This is a genomic window from Dactylosporangium siamense, assembly GCF_016862795.1.
GTDB lineage: Bacteria > Actinomycetota > Actinomycetes > Mycobacteriales > Micromonosporaceae > Dactylosporangium > Dactylosporangium siamense.
This window is the reverse complement of record NZ_BONQ01000178.1, coordinates 1-17,556: the sequence shown is the minus strand read 5'-3', so window position 1 is coordinate 17,556 and position 17,556 is coordinate 1. Positions and strand designations below refer to the sequence as shown.

At 72.1% G+C, this 17,556-nt stretch carries 18 protein-coding genes; 7 read left to right on the top strand and 11 right to left on the bottom strand.

The window, feature by feature from the left end:
- Positions 1–236 precede the first annotated feature (236 nt).
- From der to Dsi01nite_RS52085, 3 genes are all read right to left on the bottom strand, one after another.
- Positions 237–1,649, bottom strand: coding sequence for a ribosome biogenesis GTPase Der (der, locus tag Dsi01nite_RS52095; RefSeq protein ID WP_203853959.1), 1,413 nt, complete (start codon positions 1,647–1,649; stop codon positions 237–239).
- Positions 1,650–1,688: 39 nt separating this feature from the next.
- Positions 1,689–2,360, bottom strand: coding sequence for a (d)CMP kinase (gene cmk, locus Dsi01nite_RS52090; protein ID WP_239137069.1), 672 nt, complete (start codon positions 2,358–2,360; stop codon positions 1,689–1,691).
- A gap of 75 nt (positions 2,361–2,435) precedes the next feature.
- Positions 2,436–2,960 carry a MarR family winged helix-turn-helix transcriptional regulator gene (locus Dsi01nite_RS52085; RefSeq protein WP_203853958.1) on the bottom strand — a complete coding sequence of 175 codons (525 nt, stop codon included), beginning with the start codon at positions 2,958–2,960 and terminating at the stop codon, positions 2,436–2,438.
- Between the two features lie 92 nt (positions 2,961–3,052).
- Here Dsi01nite_RS52085 and Dsi01nite_RS52080 point away from each other — a divergent pair, with 92 nt between their 5' ends.
- Positions 3,053–3,613 (top strand): NADPH-dependent FMN reductase, encoded by a 561-nt coding sequence (locus Dsi01nite_RS52080; RefSeq protein WP_203853957.1) that lies wholly within the window; start codon positions 3,053–3,055, stop codon positions 3,611–3,613.
- Between the two features lie 2 nt (positions 3,614–3,615).
- Here the strand turns inward: Dsi01nite_RS52080 and Dsi01nite_RS52075 are convergent, their stop codons facing one another.
- Positions 3,616–4,593 (bottom strand): helix-turn-helix transcriptional regulator, encoded by a 978-nt coding sequence (locus tag Dsi01nite_RS52075; protein ID WP_203853956.1) that lies wholly within the window; start codon positions 4,591–4,593, stop codon positions 3,616–3,618.
- A 63-nt stretch (positions 4,594–4,656) separates the two neighbouring features.
- Here Dsi01nite_RS52075 and Dsi01nite_RS52070 point away from each other — a divergent pair, with 63 nt between their 5' ends.
- Entirely contained in the window at positions 4,657–5,592 is a 936-nt protein-coding gene (locus Dsi01nite_RS52070; protein ID WP_203853955.1) for an ATP-binding cassette domain-containing protein, read from the top strand.
- Positions 5,589–6,359: an ABC transporter permease gene (locus Dsi01nite_RS52065; protein ID WP_203853954.1), complete on the top strand. Its 771-nt coding sequence runs from the start codon at positions 5,589–5,591 to the stop codon at positions 6,357–6,359. The genes Dsi01nite_RS52070 and Dsi01nite_RS52065 overlap by 4 nt, the downstream gene beginning before the upstream one ends.
- Before the next feature lie 3 nt (positions 6,360–6,362).
- On the opposite strand, the gene Dsi01nite_RS52060 is transcribed toward Dsi01nite_RS52065, so the two are convergent.
- The 4 genes from Dsi01nite_RS52060 to Dsi01nite_RS52045 all read right to left on the bottom strand — a co-directional run bounded on the left by Dsi01nite_RS52060 (position 6,363) and on the right by Dsi01nite_RS52045 (position 10,527).
- Positions 6,363–7,178: a pseudouridine synthase gene (locus Dsi01nite_RS52060; RefSeq protein ID WP_203853953.1), complete on the bottom strand. Its 816-nt coding sequence runs from the start codon at positions 7,176–7,178 to the stop codon at positions 6,363–6,365.
- Positions 7,165–7,989 (bottom strand): SMC-Scp complex subunit ScpB, encoded by an 825-nt coding sequence (gene scpB, locus Dsi01nite_RS58040; protein ID WP_373318961.1) that lies wholly within the window; start codon positions 7,987–7,989, stop codon positions 7,165–7,167. The genes Dsi01nite_RS52060 and scpB overlap by 14 nt, the downstream gene beginning before the upstream one ends.
- 548 nt (positions 7,990–8,537) lie before the next feature.
- Positions 8,538–9,572: a segregation and condensation protein A gene (locus tag Dsi01nite_RS52050; RefSeq protein WP_203853952.1), complete on the bottom strand. Its 1,035-nt coding sequence runs from the start codon at positions 9,570–9,572 to the stop codon at positions 8,538–8,540.
- A 19-nt stretch (positions 9,573–9,591) separates the two neighbouring features.
- Positions 9,592–10,527, bottom strand: a complete 936-nt coding sequence (locus Dsi01nite_RS52045; protein ID WP_203853951.1) for a ParA family protein — start codon at positions 10,525–10,527, stop codon at positions 9,592–9,594.
- 169 nt (positions 10,528–10,696) lie between these two features.
- Here Dsi01nite_RS52045 and Dsi01nite_RS52040 point away from each other — a divergent pair, with 169 nt between their 5' ends.
- From Dsi01nite_RS52040 to Dsi01nite_RS52030, 3 genes are all read left to right on the top strand, one after another.
- Complete coding sequence (locus tag Dsi01nite_RS52040; RefSeq protein WP_239137067.1) at positions 10,697–11,965, top strand: serine/threonine-protein kinase; 1,269 nt, start codon at positions 10,697–10,699, stop codon at positions 11,963–11,965.
- Between the two features lie 103 nt (positions 11,966–12,068).
- Entirely contained in the window at positions 12,069–12,758 is a 690-nt protein-coding gene (locus Dsi01nite_RS52035) for a SigE family RNA polymerase sigma factor (protein WP_203853950.1), read from the top strand.
- Entirely contained in the window at positions 12,688–13,929 is a 1,242-nt protein-coding gene (locus tag Dsi01nite_RS52030) for a hypothetical protein (RefSeq protein ID WP_203853949.1), read from the top strand. Before Dsi01nite_RS52035 ends, Dsi01nite_RS52030 begins: the two co-directional genes overlap by 71 nt.
- A gap of 372 nt (positions 13,930–14,301) precedes the next feature.
- Here Dsi01nite_RS52030 and Dsi01nite_RS52025 read toward each other — a convergent pair whose 3' ends face one another.
- On the bottom strand, positions 14,302–14,520 hold the full coding sequence (locus tag Dsi01nite_RS52025; protein ID WP_203853948.1) for a hypothetical protein: 219 nt from the start codon (positions 14,518–14,520) through the stop codon (positions 14,302–14,304).
- 195 nt (positions 14,521–14,715) lie between these two features.
- The gene (locus Dsi01nite_RS52020; protein ID WP_203853947.1) at positions 14,716–15,309 is read right to left on the bottom strand and encodes a TetR/AcrR family transcriptional regulator; all 594 of its coding nucleotides are present in this window, start codon (positions 15,307–15,309) and stop codon (positions 14,716–14,718) included.
- Between the two features lie 60 nt (positions 15,310–15,369).
- Here Dsi01nite_RS52020 and Dsi01nite_RS52015 point away from each other — a divergent pair, with 60 nt between their 5' ends.
- A complete protein-coding gene (locus tag Dsi01nite_RS52015; RefSeq protein ID WP_203853946.1) occupies positions 15,370–16,530 on the top strand; it encodes an NAD(P)/FAD-dependent oxidoreductase in 1,161 nt (386 codons plus the stop codon).
- Here Dsi01nite_RS52015 and Dsi01nite_RS52010 read toward each other — a convergent pair.
- A complete protein-coding gene (locus tag Dsi01nite_RS52010) occupies positions 16,512–17,492 on the bottom strand; it encodes a site-specific tyrosine recombinase XerD (RefSeq protein WP_373318960.1) in 981 nt (326 codons plus the stop codon). The genes Dsi01nite_RS52015 and Dsi01nite_RS52010 overlap by 19 nt on opposite strands.
- Between the last annotated feature and the right edge of the window lie 64 nt (positions 17,493–17,556).

Here is a 17,556-nt window from a genome sequence, read left to right as displayed (position 1 = left end):
CAGACCTGTGCCGCTCGGCGCAGCCTGAGATCGACCATGCCCGAACACAGGCCAGAACCACAGGCCGAAGCCGCAGGAAAGCGAACCGGCAGCAGCCCGGGTGCGGCGCCGGTGCGGGCCTCAGGTCCGGCGCGCACCGGTCGAACTCGCGGGCATGGGACTCACCGTTTTCGCCGTGCTGGTCGTCGTGGCCGTCGCCACGGAAGCATTGCTGCCCCGCAGGTCGTCCCCGGCGGCTACTTCTTCCCGCGAGGGCTGTTCTTCTTGCGGGGCTTCACGGTGATGTGGATCGGGGTGCCGAGGAAGTCGAACTCCTCGCGGAGCTTGCGCTCGACGAACCGGACGTAGCCGGGGTCGAGCACGCCCGTGGTGAAGAGCACGAACTTCGGCGGTGACACCCCGGCCTGCGTGGCGAACAGCACGCGTGGGGCGCGGCCGCCGCGAATCGGGTGCGGGGTCTGCTGCACGAGGGCGGTGAGCCACTGGTTGAGCTGGCCGGTCGGGACCCGACGCTCCCAGTTCTCCAGGGCCTTGTTCAGCGCGGGGGCGAGCTTGTCGACGGCCCGGCCGGTCAGGGCGGACACGTTGACCTTGATCGACCACGGGATGCGGCGCAGCTCGCGCTCGATCTCCTTGCCGAGCTGGTGGCGCCGGTCCTCGTCGACGAGGTCCCATTTGTTGAACGCGACGACGAGCGCGCGGCCGGACTCGATGACCATCGTGATGATCCGCTGGTCCTGCTCGGAGATGACCTCGCTCGCGTCGAGGAGCACGATCGCCACCTCGGCCGCCTCGATCGCCGCGTTGGTGCGCAGGGAGGCGTAGTACTCGGTGCCGCTGGCGTGGGAGACGCGCTTGCGCAGGCCGGCGGTGTCGACGAGGTGCCAGGTCTCGCCGCCGAAGTCGACGAGGCTGTCGACGGGGTCGACGGTGGTGCCGGCGACGGAGTCGACGACCGCCCGCTCCTCCTTGGCCAGCTTGTTGAGCAGGCTGGACTTGCCGACGTTGGGCCGGCCGACGAGTGCGATGCGGCGCGGGCCGGCCTCGCGCGGAACGGCGGGTTTCGCCTCGGGCAGCGCGGCGAGGATCTTGTCGAGCAGGTCGCCGGCGCCGCGGCCGTGCAGGGCCGAGATCGGGAACGGCTCGCCGAGGCCGAGTCCCCAGAGGCTGGAGATCTCGCCCTCGATGCGGGCGTTGTCGACCTTGTTGGCGACCAGGATCACCGGGCGGCCGCTGCGGCGCAGCATCTTGACGGCGGCCTCGTCGTCGGCCGTCGGCGGGATCGTGGCGTCGACCACGAACAGCACCACGTCGGCGGTCTGGGTGGCGATCTCGGCCTGGGTGGCGATGGCCTTGGCCCGTTCCTTGGCGTCGGGCAGCCAGCCGCCGGTGTCCACGACGGTGAAGTGCCGCCCGGTCCACTCGGCGTCGTAGGCGACGCGGTCCCGGGTGACGCCGGCGACGTCCTCGACGACCGCCTGACGGCGGCCCAGGATGCGGTTGACGAGGGTCGACTTGCCGACGTTGGGCCGGCCGACGACGGCGACGATCGGCACACTCAGCTCGACGTCGTCGACGCCGAGGTCGACGTCCTCGGTACGGTCGACGTCAGCGTCGACGCGGGCACCTGCGGATGCCTCAGGGCTCACGGGGGTCCTTTGTTCACGGCCGGGGGGCCGGCGCTCGCCTTATGCGGTGACCTTGTCCAGCATCCGCTGGAGGCGCTCGACCACCTCGTCGATGCCGAGCGTGGTGGTGTCGAGCACAACGGCGTCGTCGGCTTGGCGAAGCGGATCCGCGGCGCGCGTCGAGTCAAGTCTGTCACGCCGGGCCAGGTCGGCTGCGGTCGCGGCCTGGTTGGCGGCGTTCTCGGTGCTCCGGCGCCGGGCGCGCTCGTCCGCGGAGGCGGTGAGATACACCTTCAGGTCGGCGTCCGGAGCGACGACGGTGCCGATGTCGCGGCCCTCGACCACGATCCGGGGCGCCTCGGCGATGAGCTCGCGCTGGAGGGCGACGAGCAGCGCCCGCACCCCGGGGACGGCCGACACGGCGGACACGGCCTGGGTGACCTCGGCGCCGCGGATCTCCCGGTCGACGCCGACGCCGTCGACGCTGATGTGCGGCTCGGCCGGGTCGGTCCCGATGGTGAGGGTGACGTTCGCCGCGACGGCGTGGATCTTCTCGGCATCGGTGAGGTCGACGTTGTCGCGCAGCACGGCCCAGGTCACCGCCCGGTACATGGCGCCGGTGTCCAGGTAGCGGGCATCGACGGCCTGTGCCACCCGGCGGGAGATCGTGGACTTGCCGGAGCCTGAGGGCCCATCGACGGCAACCACCAACTGGCCGCTAGTCCCTGACACGCCGACTCCTTCACCCCGATGACACCCCGATGACCAGTGCTGTTCGACAGTACTTGACCCGCCGATGGCCCTACCTCACGGGAGGACGTCGTCGCAGGATGATGGCACATCGCACGGTGGACACGGCACGCCCATGGTGCGGTCGGCCTCGCGCAGGTGACCCAGGACGGTGTCGTTGAGGTCGAGCAGCGCCTCGACCTGCTCGGGCCGCAGCGCGTCGAAGAACCAGCGCCGCACGTGCGCGACGTGCAGCGGGGCGGCGCCGGTGATCGCGTCCCAGCCGGCCTCGGTGAGCACGACGAACGCGCCGCGGGGGTCGTCCACGCAGGGCTCCCGGGCTACCAGGCCGCGGCTGGTCATACGGGTGATCTGGTGGGTGAGCCGGGTCTTCTCCCAGTCGGCGGCGACCCGCAGCTGGAAGACCCTCAGCCGGCCGCCGGGTGCCTCGGACAGGCTGACCAGCACCGCGTAGTCCGCGCTGGACAGGCCCGTCTCCTGCTGGAGCTGCCGGGCGATGCGGCTCCGGACCGCGGCGTTGACGGCGAGGAACCCGCGCCAGGCGCGCTGCTCCCGCTCGTCGAGCCAGGCCGGATCCGTCACACCACAACTCTACCGTCATGGGTGACACGTCACCGTCGGACTGAGCTACTGTGTCGGTGACACGTCACCCATGACGACGAAAAGGTTGTGCAATGACCAAGATCGGAATCATCCTCGGCAGCACCCGTCCCGGCCGGAACGGCGAGGCGGTGGCCAAGTGGGTCTACGACATCGCGAGCCGCCGCTCGGACGCGGAGTTCGAGCTGGTCGACCTGCTCGACTACAACCTGCCGCACCTGGATGAGGCCATCCCGGCGTCGCAGGGGATGTACGCCAACGAGCACACGAAGCAGTGGGCCGCGAAGATCGCCGAGCTGGACGGCTTCGTGTTCGTGACGCCGGAGTACAACCACTCCACCAGCGGCGCGCTGAAGAACGCGATCGACTTCGTCTACGGCGAGTGGAACAACAAGGCGGCCGGCTTCGTCAGCTACGGCGCCGCGGGCGGCACCCGCGCGGTCGAGCACCTGCGGCTGATCGCGGGCGAGCTGCAGATCGCCGACGTGCGCGCGCAGGTGGCGCTGTCGCTGTTCACCGACTTCGAAAACTTCTCGAGCTTCAAGCCGGGCCCGCAGCACGAGGGCAACCTCAACGTCGTGCTCGACCAGACGGTCAGCTGGACGAAGGCCCTCGAAACGGTCCGCAAGGGCTGACGTCAGGACGAAGGCGCGGCCGCCCGGGCGAACCGGGCGGCCAGCGCCGCCGTCGCCTCCCGCAGCTGCGGCGGCCCGATCACCTCGACCTCCACGTCGAACATCCCGAACCACGCCGCGAGCCCCGTCCACGACCACGACCCGGTGCTCACCCGGCACCGGTCCGGCGCCACGACCTCAACGACGGCCTGTCCCCGGGCCCACTGGGTGATCGCCGCCGCCGGCGCGTGCATGATCGCCTGCCCGCGGCACGGCAGCGGGTCGTGCCCCTCGAACCGCTCCGCCACGAACGCCGCCACGTCCGCCGCCGGCAGCGGCCGGGGCGTGAAGCGGGGCCCGTTCGGGGTGCGCAGCGTCATCCGGTCGACCCGGAACGTGCGCCAGTCCGAGCGGTCCAGGTCGTAGCCGATGAGGTACCACCGGCCGCCCCACGTCACCACGTGGCACGGCTCGGCCCGCCGCCGTTCCCCCGCGGCCCCGGCCGCGAGCTCGCGCACCCCGGCGTAGTCGAAGCGCAGCACCTCCCGCGCCCGCACCGCCTGGCCGATCGCCAGGAGCACCGAGGTGTCGACCCGGGACGGCTGCCAGCCGGTCTTCGTCACCCTGGTCACCTGCAACGCGTCGACCCGCTGGCGCAGCCGGGCCGGCATCACCTGCCGCACCGTCGCGAGGGCCCGCAGGGCCGCCTCCTCCACCCCCTCGACCGACATGGTGGCGGTCTGCAGCGCCACGGCCACCGCGACCGCCTGGTCGTCGTCGAACAGCAGCGGCGGCAGCTCCGAGCCGGCGTCGAGCCGGTACCCACCGTCCGGGCCGCGGGTCGCCTGCACCGGATACCCGAGGTCACGGAGCCGGTCCACGTCGCGCCGGACCGTGCGCGGGCTGACCTCGAGGCGTTCGGCGAGGGTCTGGCCCGGCCAGTCGCGGCGTGCCTGGAGCAACGACAGCAGGGCGAGCAGGCGGGCCGAGGTCTCCAACATGCGTCCAGTATCGCCCGCCGTTCAGGACAGAAGCTGTCCGCATCTCCTGGCAATGTCGGCAGCATGATTCAGACGAGAGCACTGACGAAGGACTTCGTCGTCAACCGGAAGACCACGGTGCACGCCGTGCGGGGCATCAGCCTGGACATCGCCCCCGGCGAGCTCGTCGCGGTGCTCGGCCCGAACGGCGCGGGCAAGACCACCACCCTGCGGATGCTCACCACGCTCATCGCACCGACCAGCGGCACCGCCACGGTCGCCGGGCACGACGTCACCACCGCTGCGGCCGAGGTCCGCCGGCGGATCGGATACGTCGGCCAGGGCAACGGCGCCGGCCACATCCACCGCGCCGGCGACGAGCTGCGCACCCAGGGCCGCATCTACGGCCTCGACCGCAGGGCCGCCGCGCGGCGCACGGACGAGCTCCTGGAGGCCCTCGACCTGACCGAGCAGCGCGACCGCAAGGTGTCCGACCTGTCCGGTGGGCAGCGGCGCCGCCTGGACGTGGCGATCGGTCTGGTGCACGCGCCGCGGCTGCTGTTCCTCGACGAGCCCTCCACGGGCCTGGACCCGCAGAACCGGGCGAACCTCTGGCAGCACATCCTGCGCATGCGCGAGGAGCACCGGATGACGATCGTGCTCACCACGCACTACCTCGACGAGGCCGACACCATGGCCGAACGGGTCGTGGTCGTCGACCACGGCGAGGTGATCGCCGACGACACCGCGCGGGCGCTGAAGGCGAAACTCGCCGGCGACCGGCTGATCCTGACCGGCGACCTGCCGCTGCTGGCCAAGGCGGCGGCCGCGCTCCCCAGCGCGCGCGACCTCACCGAGACCGCGGACACCGTCGAGGTTCGCGTCAGCGACGGCCCGGCGGCACTGCCGGAGCTCATCGCTTCCGTCCCGGGCGCTGTGCGTACCGCGGAAATCCAACGACCGACCCTCGACGACGTCTTCCTGTCCCTGACCGGCCGCAACCTCCGGGAGCACGCATGAGCACCTTGGCACTTCGTGATGTCGGCATCGTCGCGGCCCGCGAGCTGCGGCCGCTGCTGCGCTCGCCGTTCTCGCTGATCTTCGGCATGATCCAGCCCCTGGTGTTCCTGGCGCTGTTCGGGCCGCTGCTCGTCGGCTCGCTGCGCGGCCAGGACAACGGGCTCGGCAGCAACGTGTGGCAGTGGTTCGTGCCGGCGATCCTGGTGATGACGACCCTGTTCGGCACGTCGACCGTCGGGGCGAACCTGCTCGGCGAGTTCATCACCGGCGCGCACGAGCGGATGCTCGTCACTCCCCTGGCCCGGCACGCGCTGCTGGTCGGGCGGGCGCTGAAGGAGATGGTCCCCCTCGCCGGCCAGGCGGTCATCGTGGTGCTGGTCATGCTGCCGTTCGGGTTCGACCTGTACCCCACCGGCGCGTTGCTCGGCCTGGCCCTGCTGGCCGTGTTCGGGGTCGGCCTCGGCTCGCTCAGCTACGCCCTGGCCGTCGCGGTGCGCCGCAACGACTGGATGTTCTGGGTCGTGCAGCAGACGCTGCTGTTCCCGCTGATGATCCTGTCCGGCATGCTGCTGCCCCTGGAGACCGGGCCGGAGTGGATGCGGGTCGCCTCACACTTCAACCCCCTGGCCCACATGGTGACCGCCGAGCGTCTCCTGTTCGCGGGTACGGTCGACGACCGCGCCGTGCTCTGGGGCGCGATCGCCGCGGCTGCCACGGCGATCATCGGGCTGGCCGTCGGCATCCGGGCGATGCGCCGCAGCACCTGACGGTTACTCGCCCACCGCTTTGAACAGTGCGCCGATCTCCGCCTGGGACAGGTGCCGGGTCCTGCCCGGGCGGAGATCGCCGAGCCGGATCGGGCCGATCTGGGTGCGGATCAGCCGCTGCACCGGGAACCCGACCGCGTCGAACATCCGCCGCACGATGTGGTTGCGCCCCTCGTGCAGGACGACCTCGACGAGCGCCACCTTCCCGTACGCGGTGACGACCTTGAACGAGTCGACCTTCGCCGGGCCGTCCTCGAGGGTGATGCCGGCCTTCAGCTCGCGGCCCATCGCCCGCGGCACCGGCCCGGCGATCTCGACCTGATACGTCTTCGCCACCTCGTACGAGGGATGCATCAGCTTGTGCGCCAGCCCACCGTCGTTCATGAGCAGCAGCAGGCCCTCGCTCTCCAGGTCGAGGCGCCCGACGTGGAAGACCCGGGTGCTGATGTTGGGCACGTAGTCGGCGAGCGCCTCGCGGCCCTTGTCGTCGTCCATCGTGGACACCACCCCGGCCGGCTTGTTCAGCGCGAGGTACACCATCCGGGTGTCGGTGACCAGGCGCGACCCGTTGACGTGGATGACGTCCTGGGCGGCGTCGGCCTTGTCGCCGAGGGTGGCCTCCTTGCCGTTGACGGTGACCTTCCCCTCGTCGATCATCCGCTCGCAGTTGCGCCGCGACCCGAGGCCGGCGGCGGCCAGGATCTTCTGCAGCCGCTCCTCGTTGCGTGGCCGCACCGCGTCCGGCGGCGCGTCGAACGCGGAGCCCTCGAACTCGGCCGGGCTGGTGGACGGGCTGGTGGACGGGTCAACGCTGGGCATCGGCGATCTCATCAATGTCGTCGGGAAGGAACGGGGCGAGCGGCGGCAACTGATCCACGCTGTCCAGGCCGAGTTTCTCCAGGAACAACGACGTCGTCCGGTACAGGAATGCCCCGCTTTCGGGCTCACTGCCGGTCTCCTCGATCAGACCCCGCGTCACCAGCGTACGGACCACCCCGTCGCAGTTGACACCGCGGATGGCCGAGATGCGCGATCTGGTGACCGGCTGCTTGTACGCGACCACAGCGAGTGTTTCCAGGGCCGCCTGGGTCAGCCGGATCTGCTGCCCGTCGAGCACGAACTTCTCCACGTACGGGGCGAACTCCGCCCTCGTGTACAACCGCCACCCACCGGCCACCCGGCGCAGGTCGAAGCCGAGGCCGAGCTCGGTGTACTGCCGGGCGACGTCCTCCAGGACCCCACGGATGCGGTCGACGGGCTGGTCGAGCACCTGCGCGAGGGTGACCTCGGTCGCCGGCTCGTCGACGATGAGCAGGATCGCCTCGACGGCGCCGCGCAGCTCGGTGTCGGACATCTCCACGACGACCGGCGCCGCCTCGACGGGCACGGGGGCGGGAGCGGGCAGGTCGAACAGCGCCTCGCCACCAGCCGCGGCCGCGACCTCCGGCTCGGCAACCAGCGCAGGCTCGGGCTCGGACTCGGGCTCGGCAACCAGCGCGGGCTCGGGCTCGGCAACCGGCGCAGCCTCGACGACCGGCTCCGGCTCGGCCTCAACCTCAGCAACCGGTTCAACCTCGGCGACCGGCTCGGCCTCAACCTCAGCAACCGGCTCGACCTCGGCGACCGGCACGGGCTCGGCCTCAACCTCAACAACCAGTTCGACCTCGGCGACCAGCGCGGGCTCGGGCTCGGCAACCGGCTCAGCCTCGACGACCGGCTCCGGCTCGGCCTCAACCTCAGCAACCGGTTCAACCTCAGCAACCGGCTCGACCTCGGCGACCGGTTCGACCTCGGCAACCGGCTCGGGCTCGACCACCAGTGCGGCCTCGACGTCAGGCCCGGCCGCAACGATGAGCTCGGCTTCCGCGTCCGGCTCGGGTGCCGCCTCAGCAACCGGCCCGGGTTCCGGCTCGACGTCCGTGACCGGCTCGCCCTCGACCGGCTCGACCGGGGGCGAGTTGACCTTGGAGACTTTGTCCGCCCCTGGCGAGTCAAACTCTCCAAGGTCAACTTCAGCGGGTTCCCCGACCGACTCCTCGACCGGTTCCTCCGCAGACTCCTCGTCCGGTTCCCCGGCCGGCCCGTCGACCGGATCCGGGGCGGCGGGCTCGACACGCGCCCAGGGCGGGACCCAGCTCGCCGCCTGGTCGGCGAGCGACCTCGACTGCTCGTCCTGGCTCACTGGTCCACCTCGCTGTCCCGACCGGCTTCCACACTCACGTCCGGCTCATCCGATACGTCCGGCTCGTCATCGCGTACCCCATCCTCGGCCTCCGCCACATCGGCGTCGGGATCGGGCGGGGCGGCCGCGGTGTCCGGTGGGGCGGGCGAGCCTTCGTACTCCTCGACCTCGATCACCGCCGCCGCCACGTCGTCCGGGCCCGTCCAGCGCACGATGAGCTCCCCGAGCGCCTGGACCTGTTCGAAGGAGACCAGGTCCTCCCGGTACAGCTCCAGCAGCGCCAGGAACCGGGCAACCACCTCGAGGGTCGACTCGCAGTCGATGCACAGGGCGCTGAACGTGGCCTCGCGCTGCTCGATGAGCCGGTCACGGACGATGTTGGCGTGCTCGCGGACGCTGACGCGGACCATGTGGATGTGGGCGATCGACACCAGCGGCGGGTCCGCCTTGGGGGTGAACGCCCGCAGCGCCAGCTTCAGCAGCCGGGCCGGGCCGACGCCGAGCACCAGGTCGGGCAGGGCCTCGGCGTACTGCGGCTCGAGCGACACGGAGCGCGGGTAGCGGCGGGAGCCGATGGATTCGAGGCCGGCGATGTGCGCGGCCGCCTCCTTGAAGGCCTTGTACTGCAGGAGCCGCGCGAACAGCAGGTCGCGGGCCTCGAGCAGAGCCAGGTCCTCCTCGTTCTCGACGGTGGCGGACGGCAGCAGCCGGGCGGCCTTCAGGTCGAGCAGGGTGGCGGCGACGACCAGGAACTCCGATGCCTCGTCGAGGTCCCAGTCGTCGCCCATGGCGCGGATGTATGCGATGAAGTCGTCGGTGACGGTGTGCAACGCGACCTCGGTCACGTCGAGCTTGTGCTTGCCGATGAGCTGCAGCAGCAGGTCGAACGGGCCGGTGAAGTTGGCCAGCCGCACCTGAAATCCCGCGGGCGCGGCCGCGGCATCCACGGCGGGCGCGGCCGTGGCATCCACGGCGGGCGCCGACGCGGCGTCCACGGCGGCAGGGTCGGTCACCGGAAGACCGTAGCGCAAAGGGTCCGGAAAACCGCTACTACAACCGCCGTTCGGCCTGCTGGGCGATGACCTCGCGGGCGAGCTGCCGGTAGTTGCGGGCACCGGAGGACGACGGGTCGAGGGTGGTGATCGGCGCGCCGGCGACCGTCGACTCGGGGAACTTGACGGTCTTGGTGATGACGGTCTGGTACACCTTGTCGCCGAACGCCTCCACGACCCGCTGCAGCACCTGGCGGCAGTGGGTGGTGCGGCTGTCATACATGGTGGCGAGGATGCCCTCGAGCTCCAGGTCGAAGTTGAGCCGCTCGCGGACCTTGTCGATCGTGTCCAGCAGCAGGGCCACGCCACGAAGTGAGAAGAATTCACATTCGAGCGGGATCATGACGCCGTGCGCGACGGTCAGCGCGTTGATGGCGAGCAGACCCAGCGAGGGCTGGCAGTCGATCAGGATGTAGTCGTACTCCTTCAGGACCGGTCGCAGCACCCGGGCCAGGGCCATCTCCCGGGCGACCTCGGTGACCAGCTGGATCTCGGCCGCCGACAGGTCGATGTTGGCCGGCAGCAGGTGCAGGCCCGCGATGTCCGTCTTGATCCGGATGTCCTCGACGGTCACGTCGGAGTCCATCAGGATGTTGTAGATCGTCAGGTCGAGGTTGTGCGGGTTCACGCCGAGACCGACCGACAGGGCGCCCTGCGGGTCGAAGTCGACGAGCAGGACCCGCCGCCCGTACTCGGCGAGGGCCGCACCCAGGTTGATGGTCGACGTGGTCTTGCCCACGCCGCCCTTCTGGTTGGCCATCGCGATGATCCGCGCCGGGCCGTGCCGGTCCATCGGCATCGGCTCGGGGATCGGCTTGCGCATCGTGTAGGCGGTCGGATCCGCCGGCCCGAGCTCAGCGCCGAGGTCGAGCGATGCCTGCTCGGCGCGCATCTGCGTAGTCCAGGACTCCGCCTGGTCGCCCATGCCTGTCATCGAACCTCTTCGCCCCTCCCGGCGGCTCATCTCCACCCGGGGCCGATTCGTCGTCGGCGATCTGGGGAAGCGGGACGGCCGTTGCCCGACTCTACGTCACTGCAGGGTACATACCCCACTCCGCGCGCCCGGCGTGTCGCGAGTGCCGTCGTTGGGTACGGTCATCGTCGTGTTGGGACCAGGGGACGTGCTCGGCGACAGGTACCGCCTCGATGAGTTCGTCGCCAGCGGCGGCATGGGGCAGGTCTTCCGCGCCACCGACAAGACGCTCAACCGGACGGTCGCCGTGAAGGTGCTGCTGCCGGGCCTGACCAGTGACGCCGAGTTCGGCAGCCGGTTCCGGGCCGAGGCGCGGATCATGGCATCGATCGGGCACAAGGGCGTGGTCGGCGTCTACGACTACGGCGAGACCCCCGAAGGCACCATGTTCCTGGTCATGGCGTTCGTCGAGGGCCGGCCGCTCGGCGAGCGGATCACTCGGGAGGGTGGACTGTCGGCCGAGGAGACCATGGCGATCGTGGCGCAGGCGGCCGACGCGCTGCACGCCGCGCACAGCAACGGCATCATCCACCGCGACGTGAAGCCCAACAATCTCCTGGTCGGCGACAACGGGGCGGTGACGCTCGTCGACTTCGGCGTGGCCCGCTCCTCCAACGTGACCTCGGTCACCAAGGTGAACGCGGTGATCGGCACCGCCCTGTACATGTCGCCCGAGCAGGCGTCCGGCAAGCCGATCGCGCCGTCGACCGACATCTACGCGCTCGGCGCGGTCGCGTACCACTGCCTGACCGGCGGCCCGCCGTTCACCGGCAACTCACCCCTAGAAATCGCGATCAAGCACCTGCAGGACGACCCGCCGCCGCTGCCCGCGGACCTGCCGGGCAGCGTCCGCGCGCTGGTCGAGCGGGCGATGGAGAAGGACCCCGAGGACCGCTTCCCGACGGCCGCCGCCCTCGCCGCGGCCGCCCGCGCCGCCCAGGATCACACCCTTCAAGATCAAGAGCCGGGAGTGGTGCCGGCGCCGCCCCGCCGAGCCGCGGTGCCCCCGGCCAACCGGGCACCGTCGCCCTCCAGACCCGGATGGATCCCGGTCGCCGTCGGCGCGGCCCTGCTCGCCGTTGCCGGCGGCGTCATCATCGCCCTCATCGCGCTCACCGGCGACAACGGCAAGAAGGACACGCCCGGCGGCGGGCCGAGCGCCTCGCGGTCCGCCGCGCCGGCGACGTCGGGCCCGGTTCCGGGCGGCGGGGGCGCCACCCGTACCACATCCGCGCCGTCGAGCAGCGCGTCGACGTCCGCCTCGCCGAGCGCCGCGACCTCCAGCTCCGCGCCTCCCCCGGCGACGACCGAGCCGCCCGCCCCGACGACGCAGCCGCCGGTCGAACCGACCGGCGGCGCCTCGACACCCCCTGTCGCCACCTCGGCCTCCGCCGGGTAGCCGGTCGGCCACATCTCGCCACGCGGGTGATTTTTCGTCATACCCACGTGCAACCCTTCGTCCCGGGGCTTCGTCTACCCCGCGACGAAGGGAGCCCGAACGGGTGAACGAAGACGACGAAGCGCAGTTCCGGGAGTTCGTCGCCGCACGGTTCGACGGCCTGCGCTCGCTCGCCTACCTGACGTGCGGGGACTGGCACACGGCGGAGGACGCCGTCGCCTCGTCCCTGGCGAAGCTCTACGTGCACTGGAAGCGCGTCGACACGCCCCTCGCCTATGTGCGCAGGGCGGTCGTGCACGCCCTGGTCGACGAGAGCCGCCGGCCGTGGCGGCGCAAGGAGCGCTCGGCGGGCTACAGCCTGCCCGAGCTGCCCGGCCCCGACCACGCCGACCAGGTCGACGAGCGGATCCGCGTCCGCGCCGCACTCGCCCGGATGGCCCCCGGCCAGCGCGCCGTGCTGGTCCTGCGGTACTACGAGGGGCTGAGCGTTGAGGAGACCGCCGAGGTGCTCGGCCGGCAGCCGGGCACCGTCAAGAGCCAGACCGCCCGCGGGCTCACCGCCCTCCGCGCGCTGCTCGGCGCGGAACCGCGCGACGACGACGACCCCGGCGTCCCCGGCCTCTTCACCGGATCCGGCGCCCGGCCCGCTGCCGGCCCGGGCCCGGGCCGGCACGCCCGACCGGCGCACGGCGCTCACGAGATGGAGAACAGGAGGGAAGGGCATGGATCACGACCTGCACAGTCTGCTGGCGGCGGCCAGGGACGACGCACCGCCACCGCGACTCAGCATTGACGACATCACCGCCGCCGGTCGCCGGCTCGCGCGGCGCCGCCGCCGCACCACCCTGCTCGCCTCCGTCGCCGGCGGCGTCGCCGCGGTGATCACCGGCGCGACCGCGGCGGTCGTGCTGATCTCCCCGCCCACGCTCGCCCCGACCGTCGACCCCAACGGCAACCCCGGCCTCGCCGACGTGTCCCAGTCCCCGGCCCGCCGGGCGGACTTCACCCCGGCCGGCGCCTTCGAGACCAACTACACCGGCTACACGTCCGGCCGGTTCGTGGTGCGCGACCCGGACCTGGTCACCGCCGGCTACCAGCAGTCGACCATCGATGTGAGCGACCCCCGGCCGTCCACCTCACCGACCGGACGCCCCGCCGTCCCCACCGGCACCGCGGCCGCCCCCGGCGGCTCCGCGCCCGCCACCGCCCCCGGCGTCAAGCAGAGCAGCGCGGCCAGCGGTCGCGCCGCGCCCCGCGAAGGGCGCCTCGTCGTGTACAACGTCGACGCCTTCGACCCGACCCAGTTCACCGGCGGCGAGAAGCTCCAGGTCGCCGGGAAGACCGCCCTGCTGCGCTACGCCGGCTCGCTGGCCCCACCGTCCGCGACCGGCAAGGACGGCTGCTGCGTCACCCCGGCGGTGCCGACCATCGCCTGGCAGTACCTGCCCGGCGCCTGGGCGGCGATCTACTGGTCGTCGTTCGAGACCGCCCCGACCCGCGACGAGCTCATCGCCCTGGCCGAGGACCTGCCCGCCGGCGAGGTGCGCGCCTTCCCGGTCGGCGTCCGCCTGCGCAACACCCCGAAGAACTACCGGATGATCGCGGTCGGCACCCGCAAGTTCTCCTACGACACGACGAACCTGTCCGTCGTGTGGCTCTCGCCCAAAACCCTGGTGCCACCGTTCACCATGCCGGTCGACCTCGAGGAGCACCCGTCGATCGTGCTCACCCTCGGCGTCGCCGACCCGCGCACCCGCGACAAGATCGGCGCGTCGTCCTGCCAGCAGGGCAGCGGCACCTGCTCCGCCCTGCTCGGCGACGGCCAGTTCTACGTCCAGGTCGACACGTTCGGCCAGCAGGCGATCCCCTCGACCGAGCTGGCCCAGATCCTGAAGTCCATGACGGCGGAGCAACCCGACGACCCGACCAACTGGCCCCCGGCCACCGACACCTTCGCCTCCTGACCCCGGCTGTCCCCATGATCCGGAAGACCTCGCGTACCCAGGAGCGCACGAGGTCTTCCGGATCACGATGAAAGGGCATCCGATTCGGGGTTGCTCCGCTCCGGGCGGACCGTCCCGGCGATCGAAGTCGCGCGGTGGCCGTGCGGCCGGCCGGGGCTGCTCAACGCCCGCGTCGTGGATGGCCGGCACGCGACACTCGATCAACGGCGCGGCGACGTCAGATCACGCACGGACCGCGCCGGGGAAGTCACCGTCCAATCGGCGTGATCCGGAAGGCGGGCGGCCTGGAATCCGGACGTAGGTCCCGAGCCGCCGCGTAAAAACGTCGCGGGGCGGCCTCGTCAACGAGGGCGCCCCGCGACGGCGGGCGGGTTACTTGTGCCGGTTGTACATGCGGGGCTGCTTCGCCTTACCGCCCTTGCCGCCGGCGCCCTTGCCGCCGCCGTGCTGCTGCACGCCCGGGGGGAGGGCCCGGTTGGCCTGGGCACGGCGGATCGCCTCGAGGGGGTTCAGCGGGGGCGCCTCGGTCTCGGCCTCGGCGACCTGGGTCGACTCGTTGTCGGGCTGGTTGTCTGCGGTAGCGGCAGGCATGGCGTCTCCTTCGCGGATGAACTGTCGCGGATCTCGATGTCCGCGGATGGCGTGCGGATGGCCTCGCAGGAGCATGGACAGTCGTCAGCCGCGCAGAGAACGAAGCGGGAGTCCCACAACGGGGGCCGCGGGCAGACCCTCGCAGGAGGGTCGCGGCGGCACGCGCGGCGTCGATGGGCTCAGAAACGCATGCGCCTACGGTAACACGCCTCCCAGCGGCCCGGTGAGGTAGCGCTGCACCGTCGCCCCCACCTGCACGACCAGGACGTCGGGGGCGGCGGCGACGATCGGTGGCAGCATCAGGATCTGCCGGCACAGGGCCAGGCCGAGCATGGACGTGGCGACCAGCCCGGCCCGCAGCGCCGCCTCCGCGGGGTCGGCGGTGACGGCGAGGGCGACCGGGGCGACCTGCTCGCGGAAGATGCCGCGCAGCCGCTCGGCCACGGACTCGTCGGTGGCTGCGGAGCGCAGCAGCGTCAGCAGCGCGTCGTCGGCCGGGTCGCCCTCCCAGCGCCGGATGAAGTGCGCGACCAGGGTCTCGCCGAGCCGATCGCGCGGGACGCGGGCCACGTCGGGGATCCGCAGGTCGACGTCGACGGCGGCGGCGAAGAGCTGGGCCTTGTTGCCGTAGTACCGCATGACCATGGACGGGTCGATGCCGGCGTCGGCGGCGATCGCGCGGATCGTGGCCCGCTGGTAGCCGTCGGCGGCGAACCGGGCCCGCGCCGCCCGCAGGATCCCGGCGCGGGTGGCATCGGAACGGCGGGCGGGCGGCTGGACGTCATTCATGCCCACAACCATAGGCCAACAGCCGTTGACACTCTAGTCAACACGTGTTGGCATAGCTGGGTGTACGACGTCATCGTGGTCGGCGCGCGACCGGCCGGTGCTGCCACCGCCATGCTCCTCGCCCGGCGGGGGCTGCGGGTCCTCGCGGTCGACCGGGCCCGCTTCCCGAGCGACACCCTGTCCACCCATCAGATCCAGCCGGCCGGGGTCGCCCGCCTGCAGCGCTGGGGTCTCCTCGACACGCTGCTGGCCGCCGGCACCCCCGTCACCGACCGGGTCCGCTTCGACGTCGGCGGCACGGTCCTCGCGGGACGGTTCCCGGCGCGGGGGCTCCTGTGCAGCCCGCGCCGCACCGTCCTGGACAAGGTGCTCGTCGACGCCGCCCGCGAGGCCGGCGCCGACGTCGTCGAGGGGTTTCACGTCGGCGGGCTGATCCGGGACGGCGACCGGGTCGCGGGCATCCGCGGCCGCGACGGCACCGAGCACCGCGCCCCGGTCGTCGTCGGCGCCGATGGCAAGCACTCCCTGGTGGCGAAGGAGGTCGCCGCGCCGGTGCTGCGTGAGGTCGGGCCGCGGACCGTCGCCAGCTACTCCTACTGGGAGGGCCTCGACCAGCCCGTGGGCGAGCTCTACCACCGGCCGGGCCGGGCGGTCGCCGCGTTCCCGACGAACGACGGCCTGACGATGGTGTACGCGGCCGCCCCCGGCACCGAGTTCGGCACCTGGCGCACCGACCCCGAGCGGCACCTGCTGGACACCGTCGACGGCTTCGGCGACCTCGGCAAGCGGGTCCGCGACGGCCGGCGGGTCGAGCGCCTGCGCACCACCGTCGACCTGCCCAACGTCGTGCGCCGGGCGCACGGTCCGGGCTGGTTCCTGGCCGGCGACGCGGGCCTGGTCATGGACCCGGTGACGGCGCAGGGCATCGGCAACGCCCTGGCGGACGCGGAGCTCGTGGCGTCGACCATCGCGGACGGCGGCACCGGCGAGGAGTACCAACGGATCCGCGACGAAACACGGCTGCCGATCTTCGACCTGACCACCGGCCTCGCGGCCCTGCGGCCACCGGGGCGTTTCGACGCCCTGTTCCTGCGTGCCGTCGCCCGCCGTCAGGACAGCGTCGAGCAGTTCCTCGGCGTGTTCGCCGGCACGGTGCCGGTGCGGACCTTCCGCCGGCCCTCCAACGTGGCGCGGATCCTGGTTCAGCGGGCGCGCGGGTGAGCGGTGGCGTACACCTCGCGGAGCTTGTCGACGGTGACCAGGGTGTACACCTGCGTGGTGGTCACCGAGGCGTGCCCGAGCAGCTCCTGCACGACCCGGATGTCGGCGCCGCCGTCGAGCAGGTGCGTGGCGTAGGAGTGCCGCAGCGTGTGCGGTGACACCCCGTGCGGCCCGTCGACGGGCAGCCCCGCCCGGACCGCGGCCTTGCGCAGGATCGTCCACGCGCTCTGCCGGGACAGCGCGCCACCGCGGGCGTTGAGGAACACGGTCGGCACGCCGGTGCCGTTGGCGACGAGGGTCGGCCGGGCGCGCACCAGGTACACGTCGATCGCGGTCCGCGCGTAGCTGCCCATCGGCACCAGGCGGGTCTTGCCGCCCTTGCCGCGCAGCGTGACCAGGCCGTGGGTGCCGGTGAGGTCGAGGTCGTCGACGGCGATGCCGACGGCCTCGGAGATGCGGGCGCCGGTGCCGTACAGGAACTCCAGCAGCGCCTGGTCGCGCAGCCCGAGGGGGCCGGCGTCGGCGGCGGAGGCGAGCAGGCGCGACACCTGGTCCACGTCGAGGGCCTTCGGCAGCCGCTTCGGCAGCGACGGCGGTTTCACGTCCCGCGACGGGTCGGTCGGCGCGAGCCCTTCCAGGAGCAGGAACCGGTGCAGTCCCCGCACCGCGCTCGCGGCCCGGGCCGCCGAGGACGCCGACAGCGCCGGGTGCTCGCCGCCGTCCTGGAGGTCGCCGGCCCGCAGCGCCGCGACGTGCCCGGCGATGTCGCGCGCCCCGACGTCGGCGAGGTCGCCGATCCCACCGGCGGCCAGCCAGTCGACGTAACGGTCGAGGTCGCGGCGGTACGAGGCCAGGGTGTTCTCGGCGAGGGCCCGCTCGACCGTGAGGTGGTCCAGGTACACGTCGACGGCCTTGCGCAGCCCAGCGGCGTCCACGGGCACGGCGGCGGCCTTGCTCGGCACCACGGCATCCACGGGCACGTCGACGGCCTCGCTCAGCCCAGCGGCGTCCACGGGCACGTCGTCA